This is a genomic window from Pedobacter nototheniae (assembly GCF_004335085.1).
GTDB lineage: Bacteria > Bacteroidota > Bacteroidia > Sphingobacteriales > Sphingobacteriaceae > Pedobacter > Pedobacter nototheniae.
Genome location: NZ_RQRS01000027.1, coordinates 56009 through 75394 on the forward strand (window position 1 = coordinate 56009; position 19386 = coordinate 75394).

The 19386-nt window shown below is 35.0% G+C and carries 21 protein-coding genes; 9 read left to right on the forward strand and 12 right to left on the reverse strand.

Going from position 1 to position 19386, the window contains the following annotated elements:
• Positions 1-29: 29 nt before the first annotated feature.
• Entirely contained in the window at positions 30-1847 is a 1818-nt protein-coding gene (locus EHC72_RS19710) for a hypothetical protein (RefSeq protein ID WP_131539435.1), read from the forward strand.
• 647 nt (positions 1848-2494) lie between these two features.
• Here EHC72_RS19710 and EHC72_RS19715 read toward each other — a convergent pair.
• The 11 genes from EHC72_RS19715 to gltX all read right to left on the reverse strand — a co-directional run bounded on the left by EHC72_RS19715 (position 2495) and on the right by gltX (position 13945).
• Positions 2495-2965 carry an energy transducer TonB gene (locus EHC72_RS19715; RefSeq protein ID WP_131539436.1) on the reverse strand — a complete coding sequence of 157 codons (471 nt, stop codon included), beginning with the start codon at positions 2963-2965 and terminating at the stop codon, positions 2495-2497.
• Between the two features lie 6 nt (positions 2966-2971).
• On the reverse strand, positions 2972-3403 hold the full coding sequence (locus EHC72_RS19720) for an energy transducer TonB (RefSeq protein WP_131539437.1): 432 nt from the start codon (positions 3401-3403) through the stop codon (positions 2972-2974).
• An 82-nt stretch (positions 3404-3485) separates the two neighbouring features.
• A complete protein-coding gene (locus tag EHC72_RS19725; RefSeq protein ID WP_131539438.1) occupies positions 3486-3902 on the reverse strand; it encodes a hypothetical protein in 417 nt (138 codons plus the stop codon).
• A 470-nt stretch (positions 3903-4372) separates the two neighbouring features.
• Complete coding sequence (locus tag EHC72_RS19730; protein WP_131539439.1) at positions 4373-4735, reverse strand: response regulator; 363 nt, start codon at positions 4733-4735, stop codon at positions 4373-4375.
• A 33-nt stretch (positions 4736-4768) separates the two neighbouring features.
• Entirely contained in the window at positions 4769-5350 is a 582-nt protein-coding gene (locus EHC72_RS19735) for a chemotaxis protein CheB (RefSeq protein ID WP_131539440.1), read from the reverse strand.
• Positions 5335-6153 (reverse strand): CheR family methyltransferase, encoded by an 819-nt coding sequence (locus tag EHC72_RS19740; protein ID WP_131539441.1) that lies wholly within the window; start codon positions 6151-6153, stop codon positions 5335-5337. Before EHC72_RS19740 ends, EHC72_RS19735 begins: the two co-directional genes overlap by 16 nt.
• 3 nt (positions 6154-6156) lie before the next feature.
• Entirely contained in the window at positions 6157-6528 is a 372-nt protein-coding gene (locus tag EHC72_RS19745) for a response regulator (RefSeq protein WP_131539442.1), read from the reverse strand.
• Between the two features lie 15 nt (positions 6529-6543).
• Positions 6544-10122: a response regulator gene (locus EHC72_RS19750; protein WP_131539443.1), complete on the reverse strand. Its 3579-nt coding sequence runs from the start codon at positions 10120-10122 to the stop codon at positions 6544-6546.
• 48 nt (positions 10123-10170) lie between these two features.
• On the reverse strand, positions 10171-11322 hold the full coding sequence (locus EHC72_RS19755) for a hybrid sensor histidine kinase/response regulator (RefSeq protein WP_131539444.1): 1152 nt from the start codon (positions 11320-11322) through the stop codon (positions 10171-10173).
• A gap of 112 nt (positions 11323-11434) precedes the next feature.
• Complete coding sequence (gene ypfJ / locus EHC72_RS19760; RefSeq protein WP_131539445.1) at positions 11435-12274, reverse strand: KPN_02809 family neutral zinc metallopeptidase; 840 nt, start codon at positions 12272-12274, stop codon at positions 11435-11437.
• A 156-nt stretch (positions 12275-12430) separates the two neighbouring features.
• Positions 12431-13945: a glutamate--tRNA ligase gene (gene gltX, locus EHC72_RS19765; RefSeq protein ID WP_131539446.1), complete on the reverse strand. Its 1515-nt coding sequence runs from the start codon at positions 13943-13945 to the stop codon at positions 12431-12433.
• A gap of 134 nt (positions 13946-14079) precedes the next feature.
• Between gltX and EHC72_RS19770 the strand changes: the two genes are divergently transcribed.
• From EHC72_RS19770 to EHC72_RS19785, 4 genes are read left to right on the forward strand one after another with little or no spacing between them, the layout of a single operon-like run.
• Positions 14080-15285, forward strand: a complete 1206-nt coding sequence (locus EHC72_RS19770; protein ID WP_131539447.1) for a sensor histidine kinase — start codon at positions 14080-14082, stop codon at positions 15283-15285.
• Positions 15266-15775, forward strand: a complete 510-nt coding sequence (locus tag EHC72_RS19775) for a DinB family protein (RefSeq protein ID WP_131539448.1) — start codon at positions 15266-15268, stop codon at positions 15773-15775. The genes EHC72_RS19770 and EHC72_RS19775 overlap by 20 nt, the downstream gene beginning before the upstream one ends.
• A complete protein-coding gene (locus EHC72_RS19780) occupies positions 15765-16196 on the forward strand; it encodes a hotdog fold thioesterase (protein ID WP_131539449.1) in 432 nt (143 codons plus the stop codon). Before EHC72_RS19775 ends, EHC72_RS19780 begins: the two co-directional genes overlap by 11 nt.
• A 43-nt stretch (positions 16197-16239) precedes the next feature.
• Positions 16240-16680 carry a hypothetical protein gene (locus EHC72_RS19785; RefSeq protein ID WP_199157690.1) on the forward strand — a complete coding sequence of 147 codons (441 nt, stop codon included), beginning with the start codon at positions 16240-16242 and terminating at the stop codon, positions 16678-16680.
• 54 nt (positions 16681-16734) lie between these two features.
• Here EHC72_RS19785 and EHC72_RS19790 read toward each other — a convergent pair whose 3' ends face one another.
• Positions 16735-17094, reverse strand: a complete 360-nt coding sequence (locus EHC72_RS19790) for a DUF6249 domain-containing protein (protein ID WP_131539450.1) — start codon at positions 17092-17094, stop codon at positions 16735-16737.
• Between the two features lie 191 nt (positions 17095-17285).
• Between EHC72_RS19790 and EHC72_RS19795 the strand changes: the two genes are divergently transcribed.
• From EHC72_RS19795 to EHC72_RS19810, 4 genes are all read left to right on the forward strand, one after another.
• Positions 17286-17852, forward strand: coding sequence for a Crp/Fnr family transcriptional regulator (locus tag EHC72_RS19795; protein ID WP_131539451.1), 567 nt, complete (start codon positions 17286-17288; stop codon positions 17850-17852).
• A 69-nt stretch (positions 17853-17921) separates the two neighbouring features.
• The gene (locus tag EHC72_RS19800) at positions 17922-18242 is read left to right on the forward strand and encodes a DMT family transporter (RefSeq protein WP_131539452.1); all 321 of its coding nucleotides are present in this window, start codon (positions 17922-17924) and stop codon (positions 18240-18242) included.
• Between the two features lie 47 nt (positions 18243-18289).
• A complete protein-coding gene (locus EHC72_RS19805; RefSeq protein ID WP_131539453.1) occupies positions 18290-18871 on the forward strand; it encodes an RNA polymerase sigma factor in 582 nt (193 codons plus the stop codon).
• Positions 18868-19356: an anti-sigma factor gene (locus tag EHC72_RS19810; RefSeq protein ID WP_131539454.1), complete on the forward strand. Its 489-nt coding sequence runs from the start codon at positions 18868-18870 to the stop codon at positions 19354-19356. The genes EHC72_RS19805 and EHC72_RS19810 overlap by 4 nt, the downstream gene beginning before the upstream one ends.
• The last annotated feature ends 30 nt before the right edge of the window (positions 19357-19386 follow it).

Here is a 19386-nt window from a genome sequence, read left to right on the forward strand (position 1 = left end):
ATATTGCTAATTAAATCCCATAATTTTAAATGCCTGAGAGAAAAAGATACCGATATAAAGTAGTAAAGTGGCTTGCTGGTATATTCCTGTCTCTTTTTTTAGTGCTTGCAGGGATTGCCTGGTATTTAAATTATAAATGTAAACCTGTTATTACGGAGCAAATTAAATCCTTGATTTATAAATCAACGGATGGCTTGTACTCCATTACTTTTACAAATGTTACCACCAATATTTTAACAGGTCATGCATCCTTAAGAAATGTAAAAATAATACCTGATACAAATCGGTTTAAAGAGTTGGTTGGTTTAAAAAGAGCACCAAATAATCTTTACGAAGTTTCTTTAAAGAAACTGGTTATTAAAAATTTTCATCCATTTACTATATACAGGCAGCGTAAACTACAAATTGAAGAAGTTCTTTTTGATAAACCCGAAGTTTTGATGGTAAATAAACAGTTTGATTTTAATGAGAACAGACCGCCACGCCCCATAAAATCTCCTTACGCCTTTATTAGCAAATTATTAAAAGAGTTTAGCATTCAAACCATCTTATTTAAAGATGCCAGCTTCAAATACGTTAATAAAAATTTGCCCACTGCAGAAATATTTTCCATTAACAATCTTAATATTACCTTAAAGGATTTATTGCTTGATTCTACCTCGTCGCAAGATCCTAAACGCTTGTATCTTTTAAAGGATGTGGTTATAAATTTGAATGATTACACCTATCCTACTCCTGATAAGATGTACGAAATAAAGTTAAATCAACTTGATTTCAGGGCTTCAACAGGGAAACTACGCATTAAGAAATTTGCTTTGGTGCCACTTTACGATGAAATGAAATTTGGCGTAGTTGCAGGCTATGCTAAAGATCGCTTCAATATTCAAATGAGTGATATGCTTTTAAATGGAATTGATTTGCCGCTTTATATCAGAAAGCAGGAGTTACGCGCTAAAGATATGACTATTGCGAACGGTTCAGTTTCTGTGTTTAACAGTCAAGCTCTTCCTAAGCGTGAAAGAGAAAATAGAATTGGGCGTTTTCCTCATCAACTATTGCAAAAACTAGAAGCACCAATTTTAATAGAGAAGATTTTATTAAAGGAAATAAACATTAACTACTCCGTTTATGATGATGAGAGCAAACAGAAAGGAAGAATTTCATTCGATCATACTGCAGGAACAATTACCAACGTTACAAATATTGATAAGGTTAAAGCTGCAAAGCCAATGATGGAGGCCAAGCTAAACTCTTATTTAATGGGACAAGGCAAACTTGATGTAGATTTTAAATTTGATTTATTAGCCAAAAATGGTGCTTTTTCTTACGGCGGTGTGCTACATAGCACCAATGCACGCATACTTAATCAAATTACCCGACCACTGGGATTGGTAAGGATTAACCGTGGCAATGTGGATAAATTTGAATTTAATTTTAACGCAAATGATTCTATAGCAAAGGGAAAAGTAAATTTTTCATACTATGATCTTTCTGTTGCCTTAATGAAAAATGATCCCGAAAAAGGACATCTGGTAAAGCGTGGCTTTCTTTCTTTTTTAGCAAATGCATTAATTATAAATCCAGAAAACCCTGATAGAAACGGCAAATTTACCTCTGCCGATGTGGTTTACATCCGACCAGCTAATACTTCTTTTTTTAATTTAATATGGCGAAGTCTTTTTGTAGGCATTAAACATAGTATTGGCCTAACGGAAGAAAAACAGAACGAGGTGCGAAAACACATTGCTAATTTTAAAGCCATGAGGGCGAGTCATGAGCAAAGAAAACAGAAACGACTTGAAAGACGTAGACTAAGGGAACGGCAAGAAAGAGAAGAAAAGCGTTAACTTAAATTTCCAAATTTACCCTTGCGGTTGGTGTTATTCACCAAGCGCATATAATCACATCATAACACATTACCTGGATCTCATTTAGATGGTATGGTGAAAACGGTTATAAAAGACCCTGAACTAAATTCAGGGTGACGATTATAGCTTAAAATGTTTACAGGAGATCTTTTAAAAGCATATTATAATCGATTTCATGCTATTAAACTAATCCAATGTGGTTAAATACATAGCTCTTCTTTTAATTTACTCCTCGGTTGAGGTTCTGGGATATATAATTTGGAGTATTAAACTAATCCAACGCTGTTAATACATATCGCTCCTTTTAATTTACTACTCGGTTGAGGCTCTGGATATATATTTTGGGGTGTTAAACTAATCCAATTTGGTTAAATACATATCGCTCCTTTTAATTTAATACTCGGTTAAGGTTCTGGATATATAATTTGGGGTTACACAAGCATAATGCTAAGGTTCGGAACGTATAATTCGCGGTATACAACCCCAAGTTCGGGGTTCTAAACGTATATTTTTGGGTTACACAACCCTATCGTTTGTATCCTGAACGTATAATTATCATTTAGGAACCGCAAGACATATATCTGGAACGTATAATTTGGGGGTATATAACCCTAATGTTGGGGTTATTAATAAATTTCATTTTGAATTTCTATTCCCAATGGGATCGTTAATTTAACAGCCACTTTTTTTCCGTTGCATTTACCCGGCTTCCATTTAGGCATCTGTTTTGCCCATCGCAAGGCTTCTTTATCTAGGGGTGTATAATAAAGTATTGGTTTATTATCGATTGCGGCATTTTTTGGATTACCAAGTGTATCTATTATAAGCGTTAACTTTATGCTAGTTTGCGAATCATTTTGTTCTGGTGGATATTTAAATTTTTCATGAAAATATAAAGCTAAAGCCCGCAATCCTCCTGGATATTCTGGTCTTTCATCTAAATAGGCCTCATTATAAACATAAGCACAAAATGACTTATCATAATATCTTTCAGGGGTTATTTGCTGATTTTCAATTTTTACTGATTGATTTTTAGTTGTAGTATTATTCCGAGTGCAGGAGCAAATTAAAAGAAAGAGAAAAATGCAGTATTTCATAGTGAATTACTGTGGAGTTAAATTAATAGTACTCATGTATCTTACATTTACGTTTTTTCCGTTGCATTTACCAGGCTTCCATCTTGGTGTTTTTGTTAATAAATTTAGATAGCGCAGCTCTAATTTTGAATAATCTTTTGGATCTTTTTTATCAATACCAGCATTCTTTATAGTACCCGCCGTGTCAATTATAAACACAATTGTAACTTTAGTTTGATAATTTTCTGCGCTATAGCCATCGTATACAATGTTTTTGGCAAGAAATGAGTAAAATTTACCTATACCACCCGGATATTCAGGCATCTTATCAACATAGGTATAAATAAACGAATGTATAGCCTTATCATAATATCCCGTACAAGAATTTTGTTGATTTTTAAAATCATTTCTTGTACAAAGAAATCCAGAGACATACAATAAGAAAACTAAGTATTTCATAGTGAATTAAATCATATTTTAGGTTATCTCTCACGAATAATTTTTACAAAGGCCTAATTAGCAAATTCATAAAATTGTATTTTCAAATAGTATGTGTTAAAATACCGTATACTATAGCAAAAACAAAAGCCCCTCCAGTACTTACCATTGAATAAATAAGAGCATATTTTATTCTCTGTGGCCCGTATTTCATTATTAAGCGTTCATATCTATTACGATAAAAGATTAAAAAATAATTAAAGACACCAAATGGTAAAGCAAATTCAATTACAAAATTGATAAAGTCATCTATTAAATGTCCGGGAAATATATTTAACTCTATCAGTGGAATATGGAATAGTTTAAAGTATTTTATCACCATAAATATAATCCACCAATTCAAAGCATTCATCCAGGTATTAATGATGAAAACCATTATTTTCCAATTTTTATTTTTTGGATTATGCTTTTTAAACCTTAAAATGGAATCAACCCATATCAAATTATATATATTCTTCATTGAAGACGAGATTTATTTAAAATAGGATTTATTATCACTTCCATACCACTTGGTAGGGTCATATTGAGATCCCAAACCCGAAAAGACATCCCATCCTAATCTGAGAGCACCATATAATGCAACAGCTTCTTCAACATAAGGTATTTCGACACCAGAATAATAAGTAGCAATTGATAAACTTGTAATATCTCCAAGCCATACTTATACTCCTGGCAGCAAGCCCAGCAGAACTTAAAATTGAAGATAATTTATCTTCAATTTTTGTTTGTCAGCTAATAGATACAGATTAAATTACATACACCGAAAAACTCAATTAAAATTTAATCGAGTTCTGATCAAGGATGTTTAAAAAGATGTAATTAGCTTTTCTAAAGATGTAAAAAAGTATTGATAATTTTATTTATCTAAAATTTATTCTCACCTAATTGTTTTGAACTAAGTAGAATTAAGCTTTGGTTAGTATACAACGCTTAACTCAAATGTTTTTTAACAATTTCTTCCAGTGCTGAAATATCAAATGGTTTAGATAAATAACTATCTGCACCAGCTTCATCTGCAAGGGCCGAAATATCGTTATTGGCAGAGAAATAAATCACAGGTATATGTTTCAAGTCTGGGTGACTTTTTAGGGCTTTTGTAGCCTGAATACCGCCCAAATCAGGAAGCCAATTGTCCATAAAAATAATATCGGGCATATAATCTGCAACCTGTTGCTCAATATCATTTGCGCTTTCGGAAGTTTTAATTTCATAGCCCGCATCTTCCAAAATGAAAGTGCATAGGTCTAAAATATCCTTATTATCATCAAAAACAAATATCCTCTTTGTAACCATATTACTTATTTTCTGAAGGCAAGCTAACCCTAATTAATTTAATTTATTTATGTAATCCGCCATTTCAGCCGAGTCTAAAATAACACCATCCTTAACGTTTAAAACCGCTTGTGCTGGCATAAAAGGCATCATTGCTGTATCTGGGTTCTGTATAACCACTGTACCCCCAAAATTGTTTACAACTTTTAAACCTTCTACTCCATCTGCATTTGAGCCAGAGAGCAAAACACATACTAATTTACTCTTAAAAACCTCTGCAGCAGACTGAAAGGTTACATCGATTGATGGGCGTGAATAATTTATTTTTTCAGAATAATCTAAAGAAAAAGTTTTGTCTTCTTCAATTAACAGATGATAATCTGCAGGTGCTATATAAACCTTTCCAGGTAGTATTGGTTCTTTTTCTTCTACTTCGGCTACTTTTAGTTTTGTTCTACTTTGGAGCAAATCACTTAGTAAAGATTCATTTCCTGATTTACGGTGAGTAACCAAAATAATTGGAAAATTCAATTCAGCATCAAGTGCAGGAAAAATTTCGAGCAAAACATCTAAACTACCAGCAGAACCACCAATAATTAATGCACTACATTTATCTGACGTTAAAGTTTCCGCCATATTTTTTCCGTTTTAATTCGCTTATATTCTTTTGCTTTTGCCCAAAAATCTAAACTTTCTTTGCTGCCAAGGGCCAGGTAGCCTAGTTTTTCTATACTATTATCAAAAAGATTAAATACTTTGTGTTGTAAATCTTTATCGAAGTAAATAAGCACGTTTCTACACAATATAAGCTGAAATTCATTAAAAGAATGATCTGAAACTAAATTATGGGTAGAAAAAATCATTTTTCCACTTAAAGATTCGTCAAACTTTGCCAAAGAGTAATTAGCTGCATAATAAGTTGAAAACTCTTTTGTTCCTCCAGATTGTAAATAGTTTTCAGAGTATTGCTTTAAATAATTTAAAGGGAACATTCCTTTTTTTGCCTTTTCTAAAACCGAAGGATTAATATCTGTTGCGTAAATTAACGATTTATGCAATAAATTAAGTTCTTTTAAAACAATCGCTAATGAATAGGCTTCTTCTCCGGTAGAGCATCCTGCAACCCAAATTCTGATAAAGGGATAGGTACCCAAAACCGGCAAAACATCGTTCCGTAATGCCCTGTAAAAAGAAGGATCACGGAACATTTCAGTCACATTAACTGTAATTTCTTCCAAAAAGCGTTTAAAATACTGCTTATCGGATTTTATTGTATATCTAAATTCGGCAAAGCTTACGAAATTGTCAAGGGCATAAAGTCTGGATATTCTTCGTTTAATGGAGGCATGAGAATATTCAAGAAAATCGTATCCATGAGTTTCCAAAACATCGTTAAGCAGTATTTCTACCTGTTCATTATCTATTGCATCACTAATCACTTTCTATTTTGTAACTTTTTCTATTTGTACTAATAATTCATCCACGTTAATGGGTTTTGATACATAGCCAGATGCACCAGCACTCAGGCATCTTTCTTTATCGCCCACCATAGCTTGAGCGGTAACGGCAAGCACGGGGATATTCTGCATTTTTTCGGATTTTTTCATAACGGAAATCGCTTGATAGCCATCCATATCTGGCATCATCATATCCATTAAAACAACAGCTACCGCTTCATTTTCTTCCATGATGGCAAATCCATCCTTTGCACTTGTTGAAGATAAACACTCGAAACCCTTGGCTTTTAAAACAGCTTTAAGCGCAAAAATGTTTCGGTTATCATCATCGATAATGAGTATTACTTTTTTTGACATTTTAATTTAAGGGCATTAAGATTTATGATGATTTTCGTATAACCAAACGCGTAAAAGAGAAATCAGCTGATCCATATCTACCGGTTTGCTAATATAATCTGACGCTCCGGCTGCAATACATTTTTCACGATCGCCCATCATGGCTTTAGCAGTTACTGCTAAAATTGGCAGGTTTCGGTATTTTATATCTTGTCGTATTGCCGTTGTGGTTTCATAACCATCCAACTCAGGCATCATCATATCCATCAGCACTACATCAACCTCTTTATTTTCATTTAATAATTTAAGGGCTTCTTTACCATCTGTAGCTGCTAAAACTTTCATTTGATGTTGCTCCAGCACTTTAGTTAAAGAGAAAATATTGCGCACATCATCATCTGCCACCAATACCGTTTTACCTTTTAAAACATCCTGCAGCTCAGAAAATTTCTTCGGAGCTTTGTTTGCATCTTTATTTTTTTCTTCAACAAGGTGAAGAAATAGGCCAGCTTCATCCAAAATTCTTTGGTAAGAATGAGCAGTTTTTACAACGATAGAATCCGCGTATTGCTTAATTCTATTCTCTTCTCCTTTAGATAAGCTTTTGCCCGTAAAAATAATGATCGGTAAGTTTTCTAGTCCTGGGGTTTTCTTAACTACTTCTAGGGTTTCGTAAGCGTGCTTATCTGGAATACCCATATCCAATATCACACAGTTAACCTCTGGTTTATGCAAGGCAGAAACGCCTTCACTTACCTGGTTTACAACTTCTGTTTGGATATTAAAGTAACTTAAAAAATAACTTAAAGCTTTAGCGTGTTGCTCGTTTTCTTCTACAATAAGCACCTTTTTAGGATGACGGCTTAAAGCGTGCTCTAGCTTAGAGAAAATTTCTTGCATGTGCTCAAAAGCAAATGGTTTATTTATAAAATCAACCGCTCCTTTTAGCAAACTCTCCTTTTTAACCTGTAGCGATGACATAATATGTACAGGAATTGGGCGTGTTTCAGGATCTGATTTTAATTCTTCCATCACTTGCCATCCATCTTTTATCGGCAACTGAATATCCAATAAAATTGCGAGTGGTTTAAAGGCTTTTGCCATTTCAATCCCCACATCTCCTCGCACGGCAACTAAACCTTTATAATTGCGTTTACGGGTAAAATCAAGCAATGTTTTTGCAAAAGGTGTATCATCCTCAACAATTAAAATTACTTTATCATCTGGTTGAATATTTTCCCGGTCATCTTCAATTTCTTGCGGAATATTAGAAACGGTTAAATCTTTAACTTTCTTAGGTAAATGTTCAATTGCATCGAAAGATTTTTCAATTTTCAGCTCCTCAAAACCTTTGTTTTTATCAATTGGAAGCGTCAAAGTGAAAACACTTCCTTTTCCTTCTTCACTTTTTAAATCTATATAACCGCCTAACAATTTGGCTAATTCTCTACTAATGGAAAGACCGAGGCCCGTGCCACCAAATTTACGTCTGGTAGATCCATCTGCCTGCTGAAAAGCCTCAAATACCATGGCCTGTTTTTCGGTAGCGATACCTACACCTGTATCGGTAACCTTAAACACGATAGCATTAAGCTTTTTGTTTTTAGTAATATTAAGCGTAACAGATCCCTCGGTTGTAAACTTAACGGCATTTGAAAGCAGGTTTTTCAAAATCTGCTCCAGTCGCATTTTATCGGTATGGAAATATTCTGGTACATCGGTTGAAGTATCAATAATTAATTCCAAATTTTTATCTTTTGCTACAGGATTAAATAGAGCACGCATCGCCATGGCAACCTCTTCTACTTTAATGTTGGTCCTATCCAACTCCATTTTACCGGCTTCAATTTTCGAAAGATCAAGAATTTCATCAATTAAGCTTAAAAGCCCTTGACCTGAACTTTGTATCACCTCTGCATATTCCTGATGCTCGCGATCCATATCTTCATTTTCGGCCATTAAACGAGATAACAGCAAAATAGAATTTAATGGTGTACGCAACTCATGCGACATGTTGGCTAAAAATTCTGATTTATAACGAGTGCTTAATTCTAAAGCTTCGGCTTTTTGCTGAATCTCGATGTTTCGTTCTTCAATTAGTTCATTTTTCTCCTCAAGCAAGCTACTTCTTTCCTCCAGCTCCTGGTTGCTTTGTAGTAGTTCTTCTTGTTGTACTCTTAATTCCTCTTCTGAAGCTTGTAGCTTTTGAGCCTGGGCTTCCAGTTCGGCATTCATACCTTCAAGCTCGTTATGCTGTACTTGAAGTTCTTCTGATTGTGCTTGTGTTTCTTCTAATAATTGTTGTAATTTTTGCCTGTTTTGTGCACCAAGCAATGCCGTTCCGGTATCGGATAAAATAAGGTTTAAGAAATGGATATCTAAATCAGAATAATGCCCAATGGTACCAAGCTCTAACCCACCAATAGCAATTCCGTTTCTAATAATTGGCAAAACAAGCAATTGCGAAGGTTTAATATTGCCAGAAGCAAAACTAACTATTAGATCATTTTGAGGAATTTCATCCAATAATATTTGCTTTCCAGTTTTAACAACTTGCCCGATTAAGCCCTCACCAATTTCTAAAACCTGAGCTAGGTTTTGCCCCTGTAAAGCATATTTACCTTTTAAATGTAAATAGCCATCATCTTTAAATAAATAAATGGCTCCCATTTGGCTTTTAGTGTAGGCAGCCAAAAATTCAATAATATCATCAGCCAGGTGGAAAATATCCTTTTCTCCAACCATTTTTACATTTAGGTTGGCTACACCCGTTTGTATCCATTCATTTTCTTCAAGGGTATCAAAAGATTTCTTTAATGACAATGACATGCTATTAAGTGATTCAGAAATTTCGCCCAAATCATCACCCGAACCACTATCAACCAATACACCATAATTCCCTTTGGATATTTGAGCAGCGATTTCCTTAATAGCTACAATACGTTTTTCTATTTCACGTTTCTGATCTTCAAGTTCTTGCTGCAGTTTAACGCGTTCGTCAAAATCTATAGATACCTTTCTATAAAAAAACAGGGTAATTAATATTGCTAAAATAGCGGCAATTACAATTAAAATCGGTGTGTATGATGTTAGCTTGTTTAGCTCTACAGTGCGTTCTTCTAATAATCGTTTCTCTTCAACAACCATTCTTTTAACTACAACCCTGGCTTGATCCATATAGGTTTTGCCTTGAAATAAAACAGTTGGATCTACTACGCCTCCTAATGATTTAATTTCGATAGTGGATTTTAGAATATCCATTCTCTGACCCATTATTTTGCGAAGTTCGGTTACATTTTTTTGTTGTACAGCATTATCTTTCGTGCCTACTCCAACACGGTTTAAAATGGCTGCTGCAGTATCATTCGCACCAATATATGGCTCTAAAAAAACTTTATTTCCCGTTAAAAGGTAACCTCTTTGCCCGGTTTCGGCATCTTTTAATACAGAGATTATATTTTCTGCATCCAGGATAATTTCATCGCTGTGCTTAACCAATTCCGTACTCTTAATCAAGTTTCTAATGCTTACATACGAAGCAAGTGAACTGATAAAAAGAATAATGAGCGATAAGCCTAAACCTAACCGCAAATTGTTTTTAAGAGTTGTTTTCATTAAAAATTATATGGTATTGAATTGTGATACATTAAGATAAATGATGGCTTAGTTGCCTAAAGTGGCTTCGTGTTGGGTTTTTAAAATTTCATCCTCCTCTATTGGGATTATAAAATAAAACTCAGAGCCTTGGTCTGGTACGCTATTAACTCCAATAGTACCACCGTGTCTTTTAATAATTTCCGAACAGATATATAAACCTATCCCCAAGCCATTAAAGCGGTTGCTGTTTTCTTCAACTCTGTAAAATTTTTCGAAAATTCTTTGCTGTTGTTCTTTAGAAATTCCGATACCGAAATCTTTTACAGATAAATACAGCTTCCCATCGTTAATGTTTATAGTTACATTAACCTGGTTTGTACCTGGCGCATACTTTATGGCATTAGTAATAAAATTAATAACCACCTGTTCCAATCGCATTTCATCACCATAAATGGTTTCATGAGTTTTCCCAATTTTGGTGATCTTAAAATCAGGATTGGATTGTTGCAACATTTCTATGGCATTACTTACCATATTATCTGCGCAAAAATTTTGCATATTAAACTTAAGCTTGCCACTTTCTATTTTAGAAATATCCAGTAAATCCACAATAAGTTCGTTTAGTTTTTCAAGCTGAATGCTTGCTTTTTCTAAATGCTTTTGCGCTGTAGTTTTATCATCTTTATTTAAGCTGCGCTGCAATAGTTGAATGTAGCCCTTTACACTTGTTAACGGGGTTTTTAACTCGTGACTTGCAATGCTGATAAATTCATCCTTTTTATGTTCGGCTTCTTTTCTAAATTCAATCTCTTCTAATAATTTCTCCTGTACCTCATTAAGTTTTCGGCTTTGCTCATAAATGCGATAAAAGGTTTTTATTTTGAGTAAAAGCACATTAATATCAACCGGTTTAGTTATGTAATCCAAACCACCACTCATGTAGCCTTTAGTAATAAATTTTATTTCTGTATTTACTGCCGATAGAAATATAATTGCGGTATCTTTTGCCTTGCTAAAACCAGAAATGGCTTCAGCAACTTCAAAGCCGTCCATATCGGGCATTTGAACGTCAAGAATTATGAGAACATAATTATTTTTAAGGACCTTTTTCAGCGCCTCCTCACCGGATGAGGCCGTATCGACCTCAAAATTATGTGCCTGGAGTACTTTCTGTAAAGAGATCAGGTTTTCAGGCCTGTCATCAACAATAAGGATCATGTTAAATAAACAAATAAGAAGCTTGGGATGAGATAATTATATTCAGTTGCGAAAAACTAAAATTCTCCCGCAACTGTAAACAAACAATGTTGTTTTAAAAAAGTTTTAATTTTTATAAATTATTTGAATTGAAGGTGTCACCTTGCTTAATGTCGCCAGTTTCAAACCCTTTTTTAAACCAATACATTCTTTGCTGGGATGTGCCGTGTGTAAAGGAATCAGGCTTAACTTCACCGGTTGCTTCTTTCTGCAATTTATCATCACCAATAGCATTGGCAGCAGTTAAAGCTTCCTCAATATCGCCTTCATCTAATCTAAAATCTTTCAGGTTTTGAGCATTATGAGCCCATAAGCCAGCAAAAAAATCAGCCTGTAATTCTAATTTTACTGATAAGCGATTGTATTCTGTTGCGCTAACACGACCTCGAGCTTGATCTAATTTTTCAGAAATACCTAATAAATTTTGAACGTGATGCCCTACTTCGTGCGCAATAACATAAGCTTGCGCAAAATCTCCGGCTGCACCAAAACGGTTTTTTAATTCATCATAAAATGAAAGGTCAATATATACTTTATGATCACCAGGGCAGTAGAAAGGCCCAACGGCAGCCCCAGCTGTACCACAGCCCGTTTGAACAGCTTCTTCAAATAATCGAAGAGTTGGTTTTTCGTAAACTTTGCCAAGTTTCTGAAATTCTGAACTCCATACTTCATCGGTTGAATTTAAAATTTTTGCCATTTGAAGCCCTGCAGAATCAGTTGGAGTGCCTTTTCTTACTTCAACGTTATCAGCACTTGGCATTTGGCCAACTAATCCTGTTAAATCCTTCCCGAAAAATAAACCCAAAATGATTACTACTAAGCCTATACCTCCGCCTAAAACAGTCTTACCTCCACCTTTGCTTCCTCTACTATCTTCGATATTATCACTTCCCTTGCCAAAAATCTGCATAACTTGTTGTTAATTTAATGAATAACTCTTATTTAATAGGAATTGTTATACTAAAGTATAAATTATTTTTATTGAAAATATGAATATTATTCTTTTGAGTTGTACCAAAAGAAAAGGTCAGACCTAAAGCCTGACCCCCTTTAAAATATTATAATTTTAGTCGTTAAAAGCGATAATTGCCTTTTCTATTCTGTTTTTGGTTTCTGCAGCACCAAATAGCACAGCGATATCAAAAACTCCTGGACCAAATTTACCGCCAACCAGCATAATCCTAAAAGGCAGCATAAGTTCGCCGGGTTTAAAGCCTTTTTCTTCTGCCAATGCTTTAAATGCTACTTCAGCTGTTACGGCATCATTTAAATTATGGTCTAACTTTTCTGCATATGCAGCAAAAAAGGCTGCCTTTTCTGCAGTCCATTTTGGTTTAACTGAGGCTACGTCATACGTTGCAGGCGTAGCAAAGAAATAACCGCTTTGCGCAACAAAATCAGTTAACAAAGTACACCGATCTTTGATTAAATCGATCACTGTATTTAAAAAAGCATCATCATTAACTTCTATATTATTTTCTGCCAATAATTGTTTAACCGTTAATTGCAGTTTGCTTGCGGGTGCATTTTTTATCCATTCGTGGTTGTACCATTTAGCTTTCTCGAAATCGAATTTTGCACCAGCTTTACTAATTCTTTCGATTGAGAATTTTTCTTCAAGCTCTGGCAGGCTAAAAACTTCCTGTTCTGTACCATCATTCCAGCCTAAAAGGGCAAGCATATTGATAAAAGCTTCGGGTAAGAAGCCCATTTCTTTAAATCCCTTAGTTATATCGCCAGTTTTTGGATCAGTCCAATTCATTGCATAAACAGGAAAGCCTAATCTATCACCATCACGTTTGCTTAATTTACCATGTCCATCGGGTTTTAAAATTAAAGGAAGGTGCGCCCATTGAGGCATTTCGCTTTCCCAGCCTAAGTATTTCCAAAGTAAAATATGGATTGGTGCTGATGGCAACCATTCTTCGCCTCTAAAAGCATGTGTAATTTCCATTGCTTTATCATCAACCACTACGGCTAAATGATAGGTTGGCATTCCATCTGCTTTAAGCAAAACCTTATCATCAACCAGGGAGGTTTCAAAACTTACATCGCCACGAATTAAATCGTTAAAATGTACGTTTTCATTTTCTGGTACTTTTATTCTAATTACATGTGGTGTGTTTGCCGCCAAAAGTTCTTCAACCTCATTAATGGTTAAAGTTAAAGAATTGCGCATGCCCATTCTAGTTGCCTGACCATATTGAAAGTTTGGAATTTCTTTACGTTTAGCATCTAAATCTTCGGGAGTGTCAAAAGCATAGTAAGCGTATCCATCGCTAATCAATTGCTCGGCAAACTTTCTATAGCTTGGCTTGCGCTCACTTTGGCGGTACGGACCATAAACACCTGGGTTTGCCGGGCTTTCATCAGGTGTTATGCCACACCAATTTAAACAATCAACAATATATTGCTCGGCACCTTCAACAAAACGATTTTGGTCGGTATCTTCTACACGTAAAACGAAGGTTCCGTTATGCTTTCGGGCAAATAAATAATTAAAAAGGGCGGTACGTACACCTCCTAAATGCAAGCCTCCTGTTGGGCTTGGGGCAAATCTTACTCTAACTTTTTTATCCATGGTTGGGTTGTTGAGCAATGGGTTTATAAACCAGCTTACAAAAACAAGCCAGCTATTAACCTATCACATAGCGGTACAAAGATATGTTTTTTATGTTTTTTTCGTTTTGTTATTGTATTTTGGCAAACCAAAGCATGAACCCTTACGAAAAAAAACGTCGCTGGAAGTTTTTCCTCCTTTTTTTTGCCATACTAATCGGCATAGCTTCAGTATTTTACACCGATTCATTTGTTAAAAAAATGGAACGTGAGGAGGCGGATCAATTTCACCTCTGGGTAAGAATACAGGAGCGTTCCATGTTGTTATATGATAATGACGATTTCCGTACGATTGTGGAAACCGTAAGGCAAAACACAAAAACACCGGTTATTATGGTGGATTCTGCCGGAACAATTAGCTCTTTTTTTGGGCTCGATAGCACCAAAACAAATTATCCCACAGATTCTAAACTTACTTACGATAGTTTATATTTTGTACATCAGCTGGCTAAAATGAAAGAGCAGCATAGCCCTGATGAGATGAATATTATCGGCAGAAAATTTAAAGCTTATTACCGCGATTCCTTTATTTTAACCCAGCTAAGATATTTTCCATACATCCAAATGGGTGTAATTTTTCTTTTTCTACTTACAGCATATGCGGCATTTAGCTCATCAAGGCGGGCAGAGCAAGATCATGTTTGGGTTGGTTTGGCTAAAGAAACGGCGCACCAGCTGGGTACTCCAATATCATCCTTAATGGCGTGGACGGAGTTGATGAAATCGAAGTTTGATGCCGAAGATGATCCACTAATTGCAGAGATGGAGAACGATATTAAGCGACTGGAAATTATTACAGATCGGTTTTCTAAAATAGGATCTAAACCTATTCTTGAAGATCATACGGTTTACATCGTTATCAGCAATTTTATCAATTACTTTAAGGTTAGAACTTCCGATAAGGTTAAGTTTTCTATTACGGGTGATGAGCAGGTTAGAGCCATGTTAAATGTGCCTTTATTTGATTGGGTAATTGAAAACTTACTTAAAAATGCAGCCAATGCTATAGAAAATGAAGGCTCTATCTCAGTTAATATTATAGAAAATTTAGCTAAAGAGCAGGTTTTTATTGATGTAACGGATACTGGAAAAGGCATACCTAGATCGAAGTTTGATGCTGTATTTCAGCCTGGCTACACCACCAGAAAACGTGGCTGGGGACTGGGTTTATCACTAACAAAACGTATTGTTGAAAATTACCATAGTGGAGATATTTTTGTAAAGGAATCTGAAATTGGTAAGGGCACAACATTTAGAATTATATTAAAAAGCAGCTTAACGTATGAACCGACCACTGCCTAACGAATATCCTGTATGGGGCGAAGCTTACATCAGCAAGGTTAATGGAGATATTTTCGAAATCTTAACCGATCAAATTATAACTATACCAACCTTGTTCAGAAAAAACGCTGAGAAAGAAAATTTCGCTTATGCGGAAGGGAAATGGACTTTAAAGGAGATGTTAGGGCACATTATAGATACCGAACGGATTTTGGCATACCGGATGACATGCTTCGCTAGAAACGAGCAGCAGCCCTTACCTGGTTTTGATGAGGATGATTATGTAACCAACGCCCGTTTTCATGAAAGGGAATTAGAAGATCTTATTGAAGAATTTGCAGCTTTGCGTAAGGCAAACCTTTACTTTTTTAAATCTTTAAATGAAACAGAGTTGAATAGAAAGGGAACCGCATCCAACAGAGAAATTAATGTAAAATCTATATTATTTATTACTGCCGGGCACATTAATCACCATGTAAGCATATTAAAAGAGCGTTATAATGTGGTTTAAAAAATATACGCCAGAGGAACTAAATAACTGGCCAAAAAACAATATCGGTGGCACACTCGATATCAAGTACACCGAAATAACAGAAGATTCTATTTCGGGCACCATGCCAGTTGATGAACGCACACACCAACCCTTTGGCATTTTACACGGCGGCGCTTCTGTTGTATTAGCAGAGAGCTTGGGCAGCATTGCATCTTTTATGTGTATTGATCCTGAAAAATATTTAGCCGTCGGTTTAGAAGTTAACGCAAATCACCTTAGGCCAGTTAAAAGCGGCTTGGTAACGGGCGTTTGCAAACCTTTACATATTGGCGCTAAAACACACGTTTGGGAAATTAAAATTTATAACGATCGTGGCAAAATGAGTTGCATTAGTCGCTTAACCGTTGCGGTAATTAACAACCCTCAAAAAGATAAATAATTTGCTGATATTTAGGTGTCATTTTACTAAATAACATCTGATTATGAGAAGCATTTTTTTAATTTTACCCATTGCATTAATTTGGAGTTGCAACCCAAAGGCCGAGCGCAAAGAAACAACAGGAGACAGTAGTACGGTGGTAACCAAACCTGCAAAAATTGGTGGAGCAAAAGATGAGCATGGTTGTTTAATTGCTGCGGGCTACACTTGGTCTGTACTTAAAAATGATTGCATAAGAACGTTTGAACAAATTAAACTTTTACCTGTAGAAAATAAGGAAAGCTATACTTTAGCCGCCTATTTTTTGTTTAACAGCGATCAAACTAAAGCGGAATTATTTCTTCCGAAAGAAAAGCAAAGCATCATATTAGAAAGAACTGGTACCGAAGGTAATTACGTTTGGAAAAAAGACGATTTACAAATTTTCGGTTGGAAGGGTTATGCGCTTAGTAAAAATGGTAAGGTAATTTACCACGGTGAATAAAAAAAAGCCTGTTTCCAATGGCTGGAAACAGGCTAACAATTAAACCAATTTACTTTATGGTTGCTTATCAAGCCATCTTTTTTCAAAAACGTAAGATAAAACAAGGCCTAAGCCACCAAATATTCCTATTGAGCCAAAATAAACTGCTACTGCTTGTCCTTTTTGATCATATTCTAATTGAGGACCAAAAACACCACGAACGGTGAATAATGCTACAATAAGCCCTAAACCTATACCGATTAACAGTAAACCGAACTTTAGACTTAAAAAAGGTTTGGGTGCTGATCTTGACAATCCCGGATCGATACCACGTTCTATCATGGCCATCTTTTCTTTGTTTGATAAATAACGAATTCCAAATACCATTGCGAATGCTCCTAAAAACATTGTTATCGCTACTAATTCTCCTGGCATAATTATATTTTTTTAAATGTTAATACTCTTTTAATTCTTACGAACCGTGTTCTGTGTATTATGACTACATCATTTTTAATCAGGTTACACCCCCATTAACTTTTTTTATTTTTATTGGTAATAAATAGAATCTGCTCACTTCTTTTTATCTGTGGTTAATTTTTATAGCTTTATCACATTAACAAAAGAAATTGCATAACCAGTTAAAAAATATTCCACTCTTTTCATCCTTAAGCAATTCGTCATTATTGCTTTTGGCTCCGCTTTTTACAGTAATCAATGCGCAAAAGGGCGACATATTAATTAAAGCAGAGAAAACTGAATCGTATTTTTATATTATTGATAAGGGAATTGCCCGGGCATATTCTGATGGAGAAAACCAGCAAATTACATTTTGGTTTGGCAAAAAGGGTGATGCTTTATTCTCTTATAACAGTTATATCAACCGTAAACCTGGTTACGAAAATATCGAACTTTTAGAAGATTGCCGTTTATTCCAAATCAAATCAGCTGACTTACTTTCCTTTTACGCTACACACATAGAAATTGCAAACTGGGGAAGAAAAATTGCTGAACAAGAATTAATTGCGACCGAAAAAAGACTGATCGATAGATTGTTTAAAACCGCAACGGAGCGTTATCTTGAATTTTTGGATCAATCGCCGGAGCTGGCTAAAAAGGTTGCTCTTAAACACATTGCTTCATATTTAGGTGTTACACAGGTTACTTTAAGTAGAATACGGGCAGATATAAAATAATTCATTTTTTAACATTTGTAAAATTTAGTGCAAACGGATCAAGCTACCTTTGCATTAAATTATAAAAAAATGAACTGGATTATATTAATTATCGCTGGATTATTTGAGGTGGGTTTTACAACTTGTTTAAAATTATCAAACAACTTTACGAATTTAAAATGGAGCATTGGCTTTTTTATAGCCATTTCTTTAAGCTTCTTTCTACTTAATAAAGCAAGCCAAACTTTGCCTATGGGTACAGCATATGCCGTTTGGACAGGCATTGGAGCTGTAGGAACTGTAATTGTAGGTATCGTTTATTTTAACGAACCGGCTACTTTTTGGCGCATATTTTTCATCTGTACGCTTATTGCATCCATTGCTGGGTTAAAGTTTTTTGCATCTCATTAAAATAAATCTGTAACCTGCTTGCCCATCATGTTGTCTTACTGCTAAGCATGGTGCAAAAATTAACAGATTTAGAGTTGATACAAAATATATTGAACGGGCAAACCGAACAATATGCTTTGCTGGTAAAGCAGCATCAACGCTTTGTATTTACACTGGCTTTAAGATTTGCCAAAAACCGGGAAGATGCTGAAGAAATTGCACAAGATTGCTTTGTAAAGGCGTATAAAGCTTTAGGTACATTTAAGCAAACTTCAAAATTTACCACTTGGTTGTATACCATTACCTATACAACGGCGATGACCTTTTTAAGGAAAAAACGTTTGGATACTTCTTCCATAAGTGATGAGGAAACGTTTATTCAGCTAGAAAATCATACCTCGGCTTTTAATGCAAATGTTTATGAGCAACAAAATAGCCATGCTTTTTTAAATGAGGCCATTAATATGCTTTTGCCAGATGATGCCGTTATTATATCGTTATTTTACAAGGGCGAACAAAGTTTGGAAGAAATAGGCGAAGCATTAAATATGGACCCCAATACTATTAAGGTAAAATTGTTTAGAGCAAGGCAAAGACTTAAAGAGAAATTGCAATATTTGTTAAAAGATGAAGTAAAGGAGTTACTATGAATACGATAGAACAAGAACTTTGGGATTATATTGATGGAAACCTTAATGAAACCCAGGTTAAAGGCATCAGAAAAAAGATTGAATTAGATCCTGCTGTTAAGTTGCAGTACGAGGAATTATTGAGGCTTAACGTAACTTTTTCTGAAATGGAAATGGATGAACCTTCTATGTCTTTTACACGAAATGTGATGGAAGATATAGCCTTACTTCCGGCTCCGGTTACCTTAAAAACCAAGGTAGACCAAAGAATTATTTACAGCATTGGTGGTTTTTTCGCCTTGGCTTTGGTTGCAATGTTTGGCTACATTTTATACAGTTCTACCTTTAGCTTTAAGGATTTAGACTTTAGCTTTAAAATTGATTTAAACGTAGATCAGTTTTTAAATTCTACCGGACTTTACATCTTTTTATTTGCCGATTTAATTATTGGATTAGTGTTTTTAGATTACATGCTGAGAAGAAAATCTGCTGATAAACTGAGTTAGTATTTACGAGGTACTAACCTATTTATAAAC